The following is a 16,952-nucleotide window of genomic DNA, read 5'->3' on the forward strand; positions in this document are numbered from 1 at the left end:
AAGAAGTCAAAGTACTATTTTGTAAATTACTAAATTGAGTAGAAAACATGACTTTGCATTTATCATTTAAAAGGGACGAAACCAAGTGGTTTCGTCCCTTTATGTTCAAAGTTAATAACTTGAAAATTCTACTTTAGGATATTTCCTATCCCTGTGACATTTCGTAAACTTTTCAAGTACAGTTCATAAGATCTCATTTGAGTTGTTTTTGTTTTTTTCCATAATGACAAATAAATGTATTATGAACCGGGTGTATGGCACATGGTGGTCTCGTTAACTTGCTTCTTCAATTTCTCTTCAAATCGCTCGATAAGCTTTATTTTCTTCTGATTGATAGAAATATTACGATCATTTATTACACTTGTAACTTATTCATGTTCTTCATATAAAGAGATAATTGCAGGGTTCAATAATGAAATATTAGAAAAGTCTAAATTTTCAAGTGGATGTCCATTTGTATAAGACATTATTTCTTCTTCAATTTTTGTTAGATCTTCATTAATATTGTCAAAGTTTTCATTACTGAAACTTAATTCAGCAACTTTATCACGTAACATTTGACGAGTTTCGGTTAATATATATAGCTTTTCTAACTTTTCAAAGTATGTTAAAGAGTTTTGTTCCATACTACCCCTCCTGATTATAAAGTTTAACTCCACTGATTTTAAAAGTACTACCACTACAATAACGAGATATGAATTATTTTTTACCGATTTATATAATTTATTCGATTGATCAATTATGAATAAAGTAAAATTTTCCTGATTATCGACCTCTATGTTTAGAAAAAAGAAAATAATTTTATTTATACCGAGTGAAATTCATAATTACCTAAATGGAGCTACAAAAGTATAAATGTTGTTCAAACGGTCTTCATCCAACAACATTTAGTATCAGAGTAGCAAAAATAAACAATTATGAAATTCATTAACTAGGAAAAATTAAAAGGAGACTTTGAAGGAAGGTGATAAAATCATGGAAATCGATGCTATTAGAGATCAAATTACAATTGAAGATGAAAATGGCAATATAAAGGACTACAATGTTGAGGGGTTATTTGATATGGAAGATAACTCTTATGTCCTACTTTCAGATGATGGTGAAACAATTCTTATGAGAATTGAAGATCAAGATAACGAACAATTTTTAGTGGGGATTACCGATCCAGACGAGAGAGACTCGATTTTAACTGCTTATGAACTTGCGGTAGATGCAGAGCCGACAGAAATCCAATAAAACTGAACGGTACAATCAGTAGAAGTTTTTTCACTGATATTAGATTGTGTGATCACATAGCGGCAGTTAAACACAAAATGTTTAATCAAAATGATTTGTACTTAAGGTTCATAGACCCCCACCTCTAAGCGTAACGTAGGTGGAATTTTCCAATCAGGTGAAGTAGACTCTCCACCTGATTTTCCAATGTTTCAGCTTGTTGAAACGAGTTCACTTGGTAAACTTTTATAAGAACCATTTAGAGCAATTACTAGTTTTGACAATGGCTCAGAAGAATGAGTCGCTAAATGAAGCATTTCTTGAGAGGGTTTTTCCTCTCTTTACCTTACCAAGTAAGTGATCTAGTTTAAATAATGAATAATTAGATTGTGTAAATGAAAAAAATAAAAATCCGTATACCCAAACAAAAGCACACCTTTTCATCATTAAAACAACACATTTTATAATGGAAGAAACTTCCTAACTTATGGTTATGTAATATCAAAATTTTGTAAGACATATTTAAAAAAACAAAACACATAATAGTCTTGTTTCGAAAAACAAATTCAATTTGGAGGTTAGATCTTATGAACACTATGATGCCACAAGGTACTTCGGTCCAACAAATTAATGAATGTCGTCAGCAAGCTCAACAATTAATGCACCAAACTCAACAAGGTACTCAACAGTACAAACAAATGATGCAGCAAGAACAACAGAACATCCAAATGTTAGAGCAATTGCTACAACGCGAAAGACAAGCAGTTCAATATATTCAACAGTCTTTACAAGGGCATGACCAAGCTCTAAGACAGTGTCAACAAATTATCCAAACATGTAATCAAATAGAAAGTCAAATTGGGCATCAACAAACGAGCATGATACACTCATATCAACCAATACACCAACAAACTCAACCTTCTATGATTAATCAAATGCAGCATCAAATGCCTAGTCAACCACAATACCAAATGAGCAATATCCAACAACAATAACGATTAAATAGCTGGCTTTCTAAGTCAGCTATTCTTCCCTAACCGCTTTAGTAACCTTTTTCATCGTTCCTCGTCGCTCATACATCAAATCTAGGCCAACAAAAGGTTCTAATGATCTAATCAATACAGCTTCTGGGTGATGATTCACGCGTCCACTTACAACGTTTACTAAACAATGCTTATGTATTACATACGTGTACGTGTAACCTGCAGACCCAAACATTATTTCAGTTCTAGCAGTTCTTCGATTATAGTAACTATGAGAAACTTTATCATTTAGCCCATTATTAGTCTAGTTTCTGTTTCATAACTAAAACCAATCCGTACAAATCTATATCTAATTGCGAAAGGACCAACGTAACTGTGGCGAGAATAACGAACGGAGAAATTCGTCCCGTGTTTTCCTAATCTGTATCCTTAGTCCTTTTGTAGGTGATGGATCTTCAACACTGAAACTTTCGAACTATTTTCACTTTTCGTTCACACTTTAGACAAAAAAGCCCATTAATTCCCAATCAAATTTATAGGATAATAATACTATCTGTTTTAATGGGAGTGACATATATGTTAAATACTTTGAATTTAATCGAAAAGATTGAAGAAAAACGTCGTGAAATGCTTCAAATATCATTAAAGTATGGGATTTCATCAAAACAAACGATAAAGTGTAGTCAAGAATTAGATGATTTATTAAATTTATACGATAAATTGAAAAATTACACTTCAAAAACTTATGTTTTCCTACCTTACCTCATTATACAGCTAATGAGTATTTAAAAATAACTTTACTTATAGAGGATGATTTATTAATGATACGCTTGTAATAATATCATTTGGAGTAGAAGCAACATAATCTGGACTCACTTTATTTATCACTTCAATGGAATCAAAACCCCAGTTTACCCAAATGATTTTGATTGATACTTGTCGACATGCGACGATATCTCGTAATTCATCCCCAATATAAAGAACTTCTGATTGATGTAATTTATGTTTTTTCAGAAATCTTTTTATAACCTGAGCTTTTCCAAAAACATTATTTGAACAATAAACCTCATCGATTGAATAGATACCTTTATTCTTAAAAAACTCTCTAATCGTTTCTTCGGCGTTAGAAGAAATAACCGCTAATCTATATCCGCTACCTACTAACTTTTCAAGCATATCTTTTATTCCTGGAAAAAGCTTAAGTTGATGTGTGAATTTTTTATAAAGAGCTAAGAATTCAATAACGGCAAAGGGAATTTTATATAAAGGAAATCCAAGGGTTTTGCACCGTTCTTTAATTGATACTTTTCTTAATTCCTTAATTTTTTCTTGACTTAACTTTTCATAGTTATATTTAACCGCTAATTGGTTTATAACTGAAATAGCTATATCCTTCGAGTCTACTAATGTACCGTCAAAATCAAAGATAATGTACTTAATCATATAATAATTCCTCTCTGGTCAGCCTTTCCCAATACTTAAAGTTCTTTAAAACCGTATTGAATAAGCAAGAATGTTTTATATTTTTATATCCCACGATCTTATCAATGCTAACCTAAATATTTCATCTAATTGAAAAGTAGATTGATTTAGTCCTTGATCATTTGGAAAAGCTTGATTTGATAATCTCTCTAACTCGCTTTCAATGTACAAATTAACAATATCAAAATGAATACAACCCTCGCTTTCATCTCCTTTCTTCCTTTTAATGAGTTGTTCGATTTCTTTATTTATTGGTTGATTTAAATCAATTCCATTTAATAACTCATTGACTTCAATAGGTGGGAATGAGTTATTTTTTTCTAACCAAAGGCTTGCAAGTAATGGTCTAATCACGTTAATATAGTGTTTTATTTCCTCATTACCTTTACGTTTACATACCCCAAAATTCCTCTTAGTCATATTCAAATAGTGGAAAAAACATGTTTTTCTAGAATACATCCACGGTATTAGCCTTCTTAGTTCTGCCACAATCATAGGATCTTCCAAATAAACAACGGATGATGAAAGCCATTCTAACAATGTTGGATTTGATTTCTTCATTAGATACAGTGCCTTGCGTAAATCCCAACCATGTATATCTAACTTATTATTTATAGGAAATGATAACACATCATTTTTGGAATCAATTGATAAATACCAATCAATTGGCTTTATGTATATAAACCGAACATCAAAGTCACTCAGTGACGTATGTAAGCCAGCTGCTCTACTACCTGCTTCACAGGCAAAAATAACTTTAATATGATGTACCTCTTCTAGTTTTGTTAATGTAGACATTATAAGGTCTTCCATAATAAATTTACCTCATTCTTATTCACATAGAAACTTACTTATTAAAATAGTAAAGACAGTGCACTTATGACACCGTCTCCCTTTCAACATCTATTTTAAATCAAAATTCCATTTTCTAAAATAGTAATTCATACACTTCGCTAAGTTCGTGAGCTCTTTTTTCATCTTGCTCTTTTTTTGCATAATTTATTTCATTTTTTAACACTAAATCTAATACTGCAATCTCAGCCTCATTTAGATCATTAACAAATTCACCTTCGTCTTTATACTGATTTTCTTTTAACTTATCATAAATTTGTTGGCAACTTTCATATTTTTCTGTGTAATTAGATAAAGATTCACGTAAATATCCTAATGTTACATCCATCTGTACTACCTCCAATTATTATATATTGTGTTGATTACAATATGTATCAATATTCTTTTGTATTTGTTCTGATTCAGGAAACTCTCCTTGAAATTGAAATTTTATTTCTTCAACATACGTACCACTTTTATAGACATGTACTGCTCCAACCTGACTGATCACACTGTATTCTGGTTCAAATCGATAACCATTTCGATCGATCGCTCCCAATCCATACAACTCCTTTACTTTCATTCAACAATATAATTATTATGACTCAAAAATGAAAAATTATCGTTCATATACATGTATTTTAATGAGTGTCATAAAACGTATTTTGAAAACTGTATCTAGGCGCATTAATCGTACAAACTAGATATAGTTTGTTGTATTCAATAAATCAAATAAATATTACCTAGTTAAAGCATATTAAAAGTGTAAAAGAAACTAATAAAGGGGTTTGAAAATGGATTTTATATCAAGAGAAGCTATCATTCGTGAAATGACTGAATCATTACCAAGCATGATTGACCAGTATGAACTAGAAGATATTGCAGTATTTGAAGAAGAAGGCGAAGATGATCGATACTATTTTGGTTTTACAATACGTAAGAACGGTGATGTTTACATGATTCACCAACCATTTTAAAAAAATCATGAAGGTAAATTAGCACCAATTGACTCTAGATGGGTAATCGAGTGTGATGAAGGAGACTCTACAGGATATAATAACCTTGACGATGTTTTCGACTATATTAAAGAAGGAATTAAACATTAAATTTAAAATAATTTAACGATAACGGCTGCTTATTTTATATAGGAAGCCAGTATTAACAAGTTCTTGAGATTTCCTACATACCGATATAATCCAAGGCTAATTTAGCCTATTATTTATGAAAATTGTTAAATATCTCATCTAATTATGCTTGTTTAATTTCACTAAGATTATTTTTTCAAGTAGTGACCAAGGTAATATATTCTTCCAAAATATCATTGATTTTACTCCGCTACCTACTTGATAACGTAGTTTTGGATTTCTTGCTTTAGATATTTTTTCAATTAATAAAACAACTTTGTTTGGGTCTGCGGCTTTTTTAGCTGTTTTATTAGCTTCATTAAAAATTAATTTCATAAAACCATGATAATCTTGTTGCTCTGATAGTTGAACTTCACTTAAACTTTTCTTCCAAATATCCGTTTGAAAAGAACCAGCTTCAATGATACTAACATATATATTAAAAGGTAATATTTCCAATCGAAGTGATTCACTAAAACCACTTAAGGCAAATTTCGATGTAGCATAAGCCCCCAAACCAGGGAAACCAAAACGGCCGCTAATACTGCCAATATTAATGATTTTTCCTTTCCTCCTTTCTCTCATCATAGGTAAAAAAGCTTGTGTAACAGAGACAACGCCTAAGACGTTTGTCTCTAATTGATATTTCCAATCGTTAATGGAGAGAAGTTCAGTCATCCCCCCACAGCAGTAACCTGCGTTATTAATTAATATATCAATTTTATGATATCTTTGTTGAACATAATTTTTTATTTCATTAATTTCTTGATCTTTTGTAACGTCTAATTGTAAAACATCTATATTGTTTAATATATTGTTTTTCTTGGCTTCTTCTATTAATAAATGTTTTTTATTTAAGTCTCGCATTGTAGCAACAACAAAGTAACCCTGTTTAGCTAAATGCAGCGTAGCTAAATAACCAAACCCACTGTTTGTTCCGGTTATCAACACAATCGTTTTTTCCATTTTCGTCACTCTTTCTTTAAATCTAAATATATATTAGTTAATAAATTTCATAATTGCTTATTTCCGGTAGTCTTGATACTAAATGTAGCTCCTTTTAGGTAGTTAAGCAATAAATATTAAATAAAGATTTTCTTTATAGTACAATTGCAAAAAATTATCACAGTTCCTTATAATAAATTTTTTCTACAAAAAGAAAACCTAACCTTACATTCCATTTTAGGCTAGGATGAAATAGTCCGATAAGGTGTCGTTTATACAATAAGTTAACTTCGCTTAAGTTAACACCACTACTATAAAATGTCAATTATATTTGGTATTCTTATTGAATTCTTATGTATACTGACTACACAATTAAGAGTGAGAAGAAAAAAGGAGTAAGGATCTCTGATTTTTCGTCCTTACTCCCTTATTTACAACTAAATAAGTCTTACACCCTTCGTCTGTTTTTTTATTATTTCATCACGCTCCCCACCATCGGAAAGCTCTTCAGAAAACTCATGGTCTTCTTTCGGGGCATATTTTGAAGCTTTTATATCCCCAGGTGTCATATTGTTATTTGGTGCCGCTTCATTATTTAGTTTACTCATTTCAAACCCTCCTTTAGGTTTTTATTATTTCCAAAATCGTATGAATAATTTTTACTCAAGAAAAGCGCAAGGCGCCCGCCTATCGGCGACAAACACTGGAAGACCTGCTCGTAGCGGTCGGGTTTTTGACCGAAAGAGAAGGTCTGAAGTGATCGAGCGGATGACGCCTTGCGCTGGACAGTTTCCAAGTTAGAAATTTATAAATTTTGATACTGTAAAAAACAAGAGCCTTTGAAAATTAGGGCTCTCGTATATATTATTTAATTTTTTTCGGTATATATTAAGGATTTCTTTTCATTAATTCCTTTTGTAACTCAGCAACTCCTATGGCCATTAATGCATTTAACTCTTCCTCAGAAAAGCGGTCCTTTAATTGGTACACTAATTGAAGTTGTTCATCTATCGTTAAAGAGCTTTGGAACTGATTTGAAATATCGTTCATTTCTTTAATAGAAAAATTTTTCAAAATAACTTTAACTCCCTCTTCTTTTGTGGAAAATGGTAGTTGTTCAAGATTTTCTTGTGTTGGATTTATCTGCTGATTTTCCATAAACTCTTTAACTAGCTCAGTAATTTCAGGGTTACTTAAAAGTTCATCCACAATCTGATCATCTAATAAATCATTAATAACGTTTTCTATTAATTTATCTGAAACCACATTAATAAAAAAATCATAAGCATACTTCCCTAAAACGACAAGACAAACAATAATTGAGAATGTAATGAATAGCTTTTTCATTCTTGTCTCCCTCAAAACATATTTATTTAATACTTAACATACTAAAATCAATTTGGGAAGAGCCATTATTTACTAAGATACCTTATAAATTTATCAATTCAAATAAAAACTCCCTGATGAGGTTCGAACTTTTACTTTAGGACTTTCCGAACCAATTGTTCCTAAAATACGATTATTCGACTTTTCCTCAAATTTCATACCAGAAATATGAACATTTCCATTACCTGAGCTTCCTAGGAAGTCAATAATGGCTGAGGTCGGAGAATTAGTAAACTTTACTTCGACACGACCACTTGAGGTAGCTACTGTAATATCATTGGTTAGCTCTTTGTTTTTAATCGTAATTTTACCTGAGCTCGAACTAGCTGTTATATCTCCATCAATGTCAGTTAAATTAATTCTTCCAGAAGAAGAAGTAACCTCTAACTTTTCTGTAATAACATTTGATAAAGAAATAGTTCCACTACTTGCTGTAACACCTACAAACGTGGCTACACTATCTTTTGCCTCAATTCGACCACTTGAAGCTTCTAATTTAAGGTTTTTTTCTACAAATAAATTTAAAACTTCAATTTTTCCCGAACTTGCTCTTAAATAAAAGTTCTTAGCTTGTATATCTGTTGCGATAACCTTCCCTGATGAAGAACTTATACTAATAGAATCGTAGAGCTTTTGTGGGACATAAATGTTAAGTTGCATATTTATTCTCGTAGTTCTAAAATTAAAACCGGTTTTTATTGGACTTTTATTATTTATCATAACTTGCACCTTATCATTATTTTTTTTCACTTCAAGAGTAAAATCATTTTTATATTTTTCACTTACCTTACCTTGAAACTCAATCCTTATGTCATTATTTTTTGTAGGTTTTATAAGTACTGGAAGTGATGAGTTGTTAACATCAATGTTTGATATGTTTCTTCCGTCAATCACTTCATTCTCATTTATATTCACTACTTTATCCGATAACAAACCAAAAAATGGTTGATTAAAATTTATAACTAAAGCAAACAAGCCAATAACTATTAATGATAAACCTAAAAATGTTACTTTATTCATCTGTACCCCTCCTAAATTTTTATAGTGTCACGTCATTCGCTAAATTAAATGATTAAGAGATTTCCTTAATCGAATTTAATATCTTAAATTTTTTAAAAAGCCCTAAAGTTGACCGAGAAGGAAATAACTTCATAATCTTTTCCATTAAGTTGAACTTCCATCAGTATAGGTTTTCTTTCATCTCCCACCGATTATTAGCTTAACTTATACGATTTGCATAAGAATAACTAATTACCGAGCTTTCACTTATGAAAGTTATTCTATACCTGTCCTTTAAGGACAGTTAATCCCACCTTACCTTTTTTCGATTCCCCTTGCGTTTTGAGGTTGGGATCTTACTGCCCTTTAAGAGTGGGATAAAAGAGGCGCATTACTTGATCCAACCATACTATTCGTCATTTCTTGCGAGAGTCCCTCGTTCATATATAGTTTACTTTTCTTTCTTATTAGATAGAATGTACTTCAGATATATTTATGGTAAGACTAACGGCTTATAACTTAATATCAAGCAACGAATGATAAGAGATGATACATATCGTTCTTTAGATTTATCAAATGAAAAGAGAAGAAAGAATGCAACTTGTCAACTTAAATTATTAAGTCGAACTTTAATCAATGGTGGGATGGTTCCTTCATTCCACACTGATCGTTAGTTTAAGTAATACCACAGGCATAAGAATAACTAATCATCAGCTTTCACTGTTGAAAGCGATTCTATATTGGATGGCTTCTTACGTTTAAGTGCTTCTGCGTCTTCTAGCATAGCTTCGTAGCAAGCTTCCTCGAAGCAGTTTTCCGTGCGACGAGTAATCGCAGGAGCAATTGTTTTCCGTGCGACGAGTAATCGCAGGAGCAAAGTAGCATGAAGCTAATCGACGAAGAACTCAAGCAGTAATTGAAGTCCGTTGCTTGACTGAAGTGCTCGAGTTCGTAGGCTGCTTACGCTAGAAAGTTTTCAAGTTAGAAATTTATAAATTCTGATTATAGAATAAAGAGAGTGTTATTTTCAAAAAATAATTTTCATAAAATTACTGTAGAGGAATGATCTTTTTGAAAAAACTATTTGTATTTATGTTTATTTGTTTGTTTTTATTAACTGGCTTTGAGAGTCAAAATGATCTTGAAATAACTGATGTAGAAACGACGCTAATAAAAGCAGAGCACATACTACGTTATGATATAAAGATAAAAAATCTAACTGGTTCCCGATTAGTTCCCGCATTTGATTATCCTGGGCATTACTATTATGGTTTCGAGATTGTCATTAAACCAAATAAAAAGTTAGCATCATTAATGGTAATGGAAGATAATACGAAATATAAAAAAATGATGTTTAGAGGCGGAGGAGCAAGTGGTGTTTTAGAGCCTGGAGTCAATACAACCTTTAGTGTCGAGTATCAAATAAAAGATGACTCAGATTTGGAGAAAGTAAAAAACTATGCATTTGATTCAACATTATTATTTTTAGACGGCACAAAAGTAATTGCAGAATTCCCACTCAACAAATTTGACTAATCCAGAAAATCGAACCACCAAATCTATTAGAGATAATAAGGAATTGGTGAAAAGATGTCCTCAAATTCAATCGTGTAGTGTACTATGTTAAATTTACGGTTTAAACGGACTGTAGATCCTTTATTTTGAATATAACACGCAAATTTTAGATTTCACGGACAGAGGATCCGCTATTTAGTCTTATAATGTCATTCTTTTAACGATTTTGATCAAATAAGATATCTGTTGTCCGCGAAAGTTTAATTAAATCAAATTTTTCAAAAATAGCGGAACATGTGTCATAAAAAACAGCTAAAATAGATATTAAGAGGCTTAGAGATAATTTTTTCTCCAAGCCTTTTTTACATAATCAGAATTTAAAAGTTTCTAACTCGGAAACTGTCTAGCTTCAGCGCCTTTCGCTCGTGACCAAGGCGCTGAAGCTTTTCTTGGTGTAAATTACCTTTTTATAAGATGGTACTTTTGAGTGTAAATACTAGATGTAATTTGTCAATATGCACCTTACAAGTAAATCGTTACTGATAAATGATTAATCAAACTAATTTGTACTTAAGGTTCAAAGCCCCCCCACTTCTAAGCGTAGTGTTGGTGGGAACTTCCATTCAGGTGGAGTTAAGGCTCCATCTGAATTTTCGATGTACTTGCGAAGCTAGAACGAGTTCTGTTTTCGATCCATTAACTCTTTCTTAAAATGCAAAAACATGATTTCCAATAATCGTCGATACAGTTCTACTCCTCACCCAAGTATCACTTGTCTTACTTGGATTATAAAAATATAATGAACCATTCGTAGGGTCTTCACCATTCAAAGCTCTTTTTGCCGCATCATAATTAGTGGAATTCGGTTGTGCCATATCTAGTGCCCCATTTCCAGCTGGGCTAAACTGAAAGTGTCCATGACTTCTTTCAAAAATTACTTCCTTCACATTATTTGGGAATTGATTACTTTTTACACGGTTTAAGATTACCGCTCCAACAGCAATTTGTCCGTTTAATGACTCCCCCCTAGCTTCGGCATAAATTATTCGTGCAAGCCATTCTAATTCTTCTTGATTACTATTATTTTTCACCTCTGTCGATGGAGCAGTCCTTACTTCAGAACTACTAGGAATAGTTAATACTTGTCCTACTTGTAAAAAATCCGACGTTAACTGATTCGTAATTTTGATTACTTCGACGGTAGTGCCATAAGTATTTGCAATTTTCCAAAGCGAATCACCAGCTACTACATGATGTGTTCCTACAGTTTGTTCAGGTTGTTGAATTGTTGATGAGTTATTAGTAGTTGGTATGGCTAACGTTTGGCCAATTCGTAAGAAATCTGTCGTTAAATTGTTATTGTTTTTTATGGCGGCAACTGTTGTGCCATTTCTTTTAGCTATGTGTGATAACGTGTCACCAGCAACAACAACGTATGTACTATCTTGCATATTTCCAGATGGAATAATTAATGTTTGACCAACTCTAATAAAATCTGTTGTTAAATTATTTTGTAGTTTGATTGCATTAACAGTTGTACCAAATCGTTGAGCTATTTCTGAGAGCGTATCTCCAGCCACTACTTGATACGTTGTAGAAATAGTTTGTTGTACACTTGCTGATGCTTCCGCTTTTGTTGAAGGACTAAAAAAACCAATAGTTGTAACTAATAATGCGCCAGCCATAACCTTTATAGCTTTTACTTTAAGATTAGGAAATTGTTTTTTAGTATAACGAACGGCCTCTTCTTCAATAGTTTGTTTATTAGCATGCTGTATGGATCCAAGTTCATCTGCAAACTCCATCATATTTTCATTTAGAAATAAAATGATTTCTATCCCATTATTCGTTTTATTTAATCTATAATGAGTAAATGACTGCATATACTTCACTCCTTTGCAGTTAATATCCCCAAGAAAATATTTTTTAGGAATTAAAAGCAAAGGAATTGTATCTTTTAAATTCAGATACTGAAATAAATAAAAAATCCTACCTAAAATAGTAAATTTTAGGTAGGATTAAATAGTTTTAACTAAACTGTTATAGTGCCCCTTAGTGTTCGTTTACAGAAGATTCCTCTTCTTCATTATTTGCGAAATCATACCAATCATCTAAAACTTTAGCATCAAGTACTTTCTTTTCAACATAATCAATTTGCTTTTTAGTAAATGAATCATCCCACTTTACATCAAGCTCTTTAGAAAGTTTAATAATAGTTAATAATTCTTGCCATGCCACATATCGCTTATACCAGAAAAATTGCGGATGTTCACTCATATATGGATATAAAGTATCAAATTCAGTATATTTACAATCGATGGTGCGTTCAAACTGGTTCTTAGCTTCTATAATTCTTTCTTGAAAAAATGCCTTAAGATCTACACTACTCATTTCTCTACTCCCCTCCAATATTTGAACTAGTACGTTTCTTTAATAGTATTAATAATCATAGTAACATCATCAAGTTTACCATAAATGTCTTCTTTTTTGCAGTAAATTCACTTGGGAATTTCAAGTAAGGTTTATATCATTCACCAAATTGTTAAAATTATCCATAAACAAAATCATTATTCGTACTATTCATTGCCCAAAAGTCGATTTTCTTTAAAGCGAAAAAGATCTCGATAAATAATTTTATCAGAAAAATAAAGTTCCCATGCACCTCGTTCACGATTTGGTTCACAAAGCTCCAAAGGAATTTCTTCACCATTTTTATAATTTAAGCAGGTTTCATTTAGAAAAATATTTTCTTCAGTGACCACTGTTCCATTCCGTAATACCGCAAATCCCTCTCTGTCTTTTGAAAACAAATCATTACCGAACATCGTATGGTCTCCTTCAGGGATGCCTAACAAATTTAACAATGTCGGCATGACATCAATTTGTCCTGAAATTGTATCAAGTACTTCCCCTTTAATTCCTGGAATGTGTATGATAAGAGGTACTCTGTTTAATTTTACTTCTTCATATAAATCAATCTCTTTATCTAAAAATCTAGCAAGTTGTTCGTAATGCGTATTGGCAATCCCGTAATGATCACCATACATAACTAGCATTGTATTTTCATAAAGACCTGCTTCTTTAAGCTTTTCAACCAAAACTCTTATCGCTTCATCTGTATATCGAACAGTAGGAAAATATTGATTTAAGATAATACTTTCAGAATCAAACGGCTCAATGAATTGATCTTCTTCATCTAAGTGAAACGGAAAATGATTTGTTAATGTAATAATTGTACTATAAAAAGGTTCTTGAAATTCTCTAATATAATTCATTGATTGTTCCACAAAATCTATATCTTTTAAACCCCAACCAACAGAATTTCTAATTGAAATATTGTAATCACTAAAAGAAAAGTATTTGTCATATCCTAGATTCGGATACATAACATCACGATTGTAAAAAGTTTTATCATTGGCATGTAATACCGAATTATAATACCCATAATGTGACAATGTTTCTGGCAAAGCCTGGTACTCATTTGTATCATGAGTTAAAAATACGGCTCCCCTCCCCAACGGATATAAAGAGTTATTAATTAAGAATTCCGCATCCGATGTTTTGCCTTGCCCTGTTTGATAATAAAAATTCTCAAAATAAAAGCTATCATCTATCAGTTCGTTTAAAAAAGGGGTAATTTCCTCACCATATAACGTATCTCCAATAACGAAACTTTCTACTGACTCTAACGATACAACGATCACATTCATATCTTTAGCAATTCCAAACATATCAGGGTTTGGGGATACGTGATATTCATTTAAATGTTTTTCAATTCTTGACCAATCATCTTCATTAGAAAAGACAGGTTGTGCATTTGTCTGAGTATGTACAAACATGTCATAAACATAAAAACTATAGAGCCCAATCGTTCTAACAAGCTGATCACGATTAAAAAAATGTGTTTTTTCTAGAACATTGCCAAGTGAGATCACAATCGTCATAATGATGATTGCTGTAAATACATATCCTTTTGTTTGTTGAAAAAATAATTTTTGAACAGTTAAACAATTTGTTTTTTTCATCAATAGATACACAATTATAATTAAATCAAAAAAATAAATAATATCGTACCATTTAACCAAAGCAAAAATACTAGTGCTTAAATCCCCCATGTTTGCGCTCATTGAAAGCATTGGCAAAGTAATAATATCTGTAAATTCTCGATAGTAAACAACGTTTGCATATAAAATAATTGTCAACACACAATGTAAAAATAAATAATATCGATTTTGCCACTTTACATTAAGATACATTCCAAGGCCATATGTCATAATTAAAAAGCCTAATGTACTTCCTAGAAAAAATAGGACTTCAAATATTCTGGCAATATGCAGTTGGAATATCAGTGTAGAAACAACAAATGTTTTTAGCCAGGTAATCATAATAAAAAATAAAATAGATCTGTGATTATTATAAAATGTTTTTATACTGCCTGCTTCTCCCAATAGTGAACACCCCATATAACTAGTATTAACCTATTTTAATATAATTGGGGTTGTTTTAACAAATAATTGCCATTTTCAAATTGGAGTATTTTTTATAACTCAAATTTTTTAAGCGACTATTTTAAGATCTTCCTACTCATAATATACAGTAGGAGGATTTTAAAAATGAGATTTTCATTATTACTCGTATTTTTTGTTTTAGCGCAACTAACAAATGTAAATGAAGCTAGCCTTACCTTAATATTAAACGGTGAAACAATCGGAAACGTAAATAAAAGCGATTTTTTTTCTAATTTAGGAGAACCGGTCATTGATATTGAAAAATCGAATGATTTTATCGAAAAATTAGATAAACAAATTTACTACAGTCCTATAAATGCTTATATTAATAAACAAGGAAAGATAATCGCAGAACAAATTGGTTACAAACTAGATCGGGAAAAATTTATACAGCTATTTTTTAACTATTTACTAGGCAATTCTCCATCACAAATAGAAATACCTACGATTCCTCTTTATCCAAAAGTAGATAGTGAATTGCTAGCTAATATCCGTGTAAAACCAATTGGGCATTTTGTTACATATTTTAATAAAAGAAACAAATCCCGTGCCCATAATATTAACCTTGCAGTTGAAGCAATAAATAATCATGTTGTATTTCCTGGTGAGTTATTTTCTTTTAATGAAGTTGTTGGAAAACGAACATATGAAAAAGGCTATTTACCAGGACCCGTCATCATTCGCGGGAGGGTTTTTCTAGATTTTGGTGGTGGCATCTGTCAAGTATCTTCTACATTATTTAATGCCGTTGATCGTGCTGGGGTAGAAATAGTTGAGCGTTACTCTCATAGTAAACGAGTACCTTATGTTCCACCCGGACGTGATGCAACAGTAAGTTGGTACGGTCCTGACTTTTCTTTTAAAAATATTCACAACCAACCTATATTAATTTGTGCTCATATATATGGAAATATGGTAAGCATAAATATTTACTCTTCTGAAGTCATTAACTACAATTAGAATATTTACTGAGCTTAAGAAAATAATTCTTAAGCTCAGTTTCAATTGAAACTAAAGTAAAATTTCTTCGATTTGATTTACTATATTCTCTGTCAATGAAACATTAACCGCTTTCACATTCTCTTCTATTTGACTTGGTCTACTAGCACCAATTAAGGCACTCGCTATGTTAGGTTGGCGCAAAACCCAAGCTAACGCTAGTGAAGGTAATGAAATATCTAGTTCCTTGGCAACTTGCTCTAATTTTTCAACTTTTGAAAGTGTATTTTCGTTTAGCGTGTCTTGCATATAATTATTTATAGCATTATTTGCTGCTCGACTGCTTTCTGGAACTTGGCCTGCTTTATATTTACCTGTAAGGACACCTTGGGCTAATGGAGAGAAGACAACTTGACCGACACCATTTTTTTCACTTACAGGTATAACTTCTTTTTCAATATCGCGCTTAAACATATTGTATTGAGGTTGATTCACCACAATGCGATCCAACAAGCGTCTATCTGCAATCTTAATGGCTTCCTCAATTTGCGCTGCACTCCATTCACTTACTCCCGCATACAAAACTTTACCTTGACGAATTAAATCATCAATCACACGTAACGTTTCCTCTACCGGAGTTTCAACGTCATAGCGATGGCAATAAAAAATATCGACATAATCTAAGTTCATTCTTTTCAAGCTAGCATGCAATTGTTCCATGATATGTTTACGTGATAAACCGCTATCATTTGGTCTGTCGCCCATTGGGAAAAAAGCTTTTGTCGTAATCACATATGACTCACGGCGATATTCCTTAAGAGCCTGGGCCATGACACGTTCACCTTCACCTTGCTCATACACATTTGCAGAATCGAAGAAATTGATTCCTAACTCATATGCTTTATGTATTGTCTTTTCTGCAAGATTCTCATCCACTGATTTGCCATACGTTAACCAGCTACCTAAGCTAATTTCACTAACTTTTAAGCCAGTGTTACCTAATCGTCTATATTTCATCTTCAATT

General features: G+C 31.9%; 20 protein-coding genes. 6 read left to right on the top strand and 14 right to left on the bottom strand.

From position 1 onward, the window contains the following. Window positions 1-368 precede the first annotated feature (368 nt). A complete protein-coding gene (locus tag BKP37_RS16835) occupies window positions 369-626 on the bottom strand; it encodes a hypothetical protein (RefSeq protein ID WP_071310794.1) in 258 nt (85 codons plus the stop codon). A gap of 349 nt (window positions 627-975) precedes the next feature. On the opposite strand from BKP37_RS16835, the gene BKP37_RS16840 reads away from it, so the two are divergent. Together BKP37_RS16840 and BKP37_RS16845 are read left to right on the top strand one after the other, a co-directional pair. After that, window positions 976-1,236 (top strand): DUF1292 domain-containing protein, encoded by a 261-nt coding sequence (locus BKP37_RS16840; protein ID WP_071310795.1) that lies wholly within the window; start codon window positions 976-978, stop codon window positions 1,234-1,236. 566 nt (window positions 1,237-1,802) lie between these two features. Beyond that, on the top strand, window positions 1,803-2,210 hold the full coding sequence (locus BKP37_RS16845; protein WP_071310796.1) for a hypothetical protein: 408 nt from the start codon (window positions 1,803-1,805) through the stop codon (window positions 2,208-2,210). A 28-nt stretch (window positions 2,211-2,238) separates the two neighbouring features. Here BKP37_RS16845 and BKP37_RS19470 read toward each other — a convergent pair whose 3' ends face one another. Beyond that, window positions 2,239-2,433, bottom strand: coding sequence for a DNA-3-methyladenine glycosylase (locus BKP37_RS19470; RefSeq protein ID WP_342707803.1), 195 nt, complete (start codon window positions 2,431-2,433; stop codon window positions 2,239-2,241). Between the two features lie 341 nt (window positions 2,434-2,774). Between BKP37_RS19470 and BKP37_RS16850 the strand changes: the two genes are divergently transcribed. Continuing rightward, window positions 2,775-2,987 carry an aspartyl-phosphate phosphatase Spo0E family protein gene (locus BKP37_RS16850; protein WP_084034833.1) on the top strand — a complete coding sequence of 71 codons (213 nt, stop codon included), beginning with the start codon at window positions 2,775-2,777 and terminating at the stop codon, window positions 2,985-2,987. 12 nt (window positions 2,988-2,999) lie between these two features. Here the strand turns inward: BKP37_RS16850 and BKP37_RS16855 are convergent, their stop codons facing one another. The 4 genes from BKP37_RS16855 to BKP37_RS16870 all read right to left on the bottom strand — a co-directional run bounded on the left by BKP37_RS16855 (window position 3,000) and on the right by BKP37_RS16870 (window position 5,070). Further along, on the bottom strand, window positions 3,000-3,641 hold the full coding sequence (locus BKP37_RS16855) for an HAD-IA family hydrolase (protein WP_071310798.1): 642 nt from the start codon (window positions 3,639-3,641) through the stop codon (window positions 3,000-3,002). Window positions 3,642-3,716: 75 nt separating this feature from the next. Continuing rightward, window positions 3,717-4,493, bottom strand: a complete 777-nt coding sequence (locus BKP37_RS16860) for a nucleotidyltransferase domain-containing protein (protein ID WP_071310799.1) — start codon at window positions 4,491-4,493, stop codon at window positions 3,717-3,719. A 115-nt stretch (window positions 4,494-4,608) separates the two neighbouring features. After that, on the bottom strand, window positions 4,609-4,860 hold the full coding sequence (locus tag BKP37_RS16865; protein WP_071310800.1) for a sigma-G-dependent sporulation-specific acid-soluble spore protein CsgA: 252 nt from the start codon (window positions 4,858-4,860) through the stop codon (window positions 4,609-4,611). Window positions 4,861-4,878: 18 nt separating this feature from the next. Then, a complete protein-coding gene (locus BKP37_RS16870; protein ID WP_071310801.1) occupies window positions 4,879-5,070 on the bottom strand; it encodes a YbxH family protein in 192 nt (63 codons plus the stop codon). A gap of 235 nt (window positions 5,071-5,305) precedes the next feature. Between BKP37_RS16870 and BKP37_RS21080 the strand changes: the two genes are divergently transcribed. Continuing rightward, window positions 5,306-5,488 carry a DUF5634 family protein gene (locus BKP37_RS21080; protein ID WP_084034835.1) on the top strand — a complete coding sequence of 61 codons (183 nt, stop codon included), beginning with the start codon at window positions 5,306-5,308 and terminating at the stop codon, window positions 5,486-5,488. Window positions 5,489-5,755: 267 nt separating this feature from the next. On the opposite strand, the gene BKP37_RS16880 is transcribed toward BKP37_RS21080, so the two are convergent. From BKP37_RS16880 to BKP37_RS16890, 4 genes are all read right to left on the bottom strand, one after another. Next, window positions 5,756-6,601 (bottom strand): SDR family oxidoreductase, encoded by an 846-nt coding sequence (locus BKP37_RS16880; RefSeq protein ID WP_071310802.1) that lies wholly within the window; start codon window positions 6,599-6,601, stop codon window positions 5,756-5,758. A 416-nt stretch (window positions 6,602-7,017) separates the two neighbouring features. Beyond that, on the bottom strand, window positions 7,018-7,188 hold the full coding sequence (locus BKP37_RS20230) for a hypothetical protein (RefSeq protein ID WP_169823177.1): 171 nt from the start codon (window positions 7,186-7,188) through the stop codon (window positions 7,018-7,020). 280 nt (window positions 7,189-7,468) lie between these two features. Beyond that, on the bottom strand, window positions 7,469-7,927 hold the full coding sequence (locus BKP37_RS16885) for a hypothetical protein (protein ID WP_071310803.1): 459 nt from the start codon (window positions 7,925-7,927) through the stop codon (window positions 7,469-7,471). A gap of 93 nt (window positions 7,928-8,020) precedes the next feature. Continuing rightward, window positions 8,021-8,986, bottom strand: coding sequence for a DUF4097 family beta strand repeat-containing protein (locus BKP37_RS16890; RefSeq protein WP_071310804.1), 966 nt, complete (start codon window positions 8,984-8,986; stop codon window positions 8,021-8,023). 1,050 nt (window positions 8,987-10,036) lie between these two features. On the opposite strand from BKP37_RS16890, the gene BKP37_RS16895 reads away from it, so the two are divergent. Further along, window positions 10,037-10,501: a hypothetical protein gene (locus tag BKP37_RS16895; protein WP_071310805.1), complete on the top strand. Its 465-nt coding sequence runs from the start codon at window positions 10,037-10,039 to the stop codon at window positions 10,499-10,501. A 686-nt stretch (window positions 10,502-11,187) separates the two neighbouring features. Here BKP37_RS16895 and BKP37_RS16900 read toward each other — a convergent pair. From BKP37_RS16900 to BKP37_RS16910, 3 genes are all read right to left on the bottom strand, one after another. Beyond that, entirely contained in the window at window positions 11,188-12,363 is a 1,176-nt protein-coding gene (locus tag BKP37_RS16900) for a LysM peptidoglycan-binding domain-containing protein (RefSeq protein WP_071310806.1), read from the bottom strand. A 169-nt stretch (window positions 12,364-12,532) separates the two neighbouring features. Then, window positions 12,533-12,871, bottom strand: a complete 339-nt coding sequence (locus BKP37_RS16905) for a hypothetical protein (protein ID WP_071310807.1) — start codon at window positions 12,869-12,871, stop codon at window positions 12,533-12,535. A 185-nt stretch (window positions 12,872-13,056) separates the two neighbouring features. Continuing rightward, window positions 13,057-14,928, bottom strand: a complete 1,872-nt coding sequence (locus BKP37_RS16910; protein WP_245712553.1) for an LTA synthase family protein — start codon at window positions 14,926-14,928, stop codon at window positions 13,057-13,059. Window positions 14,929-15,093: 165 nt separating this feature from the next. Between BKP37_RS16910 and BKP37_RS16915 the strand changes: the two genes are divergently transcribed. Continuing rightward, window positions 15,094-15,948, top strand: a complete 855-nt coding sequence (locus BKP37_RS16915; RefSeq protein WP_071310809.1) for a VanW family protein — start codon at window positions 15,094-15,096, stop codon at window positions 15,946-15,948. A 51-nt stretch (window positions 15,949-15,999) separates the two neighbouring features. On the opposite strand, the gene BKP37_RS16920 is transcribed toward BKP37_RS16915, so the two are convergent. Then, entirely contained in the window at window positions 16,000-16,944 is a 945-nt protein-coding gene (locus tag BKP37_RS16920; protein WP_071310810.1) for an aldo/keto reductase family protein, read from the bottom strand. Window positions 16,945-16,952 lie beyond the last annotated feature (8 nt).

The sequence above is a fragment of the Anaerobacillus alkalilacustris genome (genome assembly GCF_001866005.1).
Taxonomy (GTDB): domain Bacteria; phylum Bacillota; class Bacilli; order Bacillales; family Anaerobacillaceae; genus Anaerobacillus; species Anaerobacillus alkalilacustris.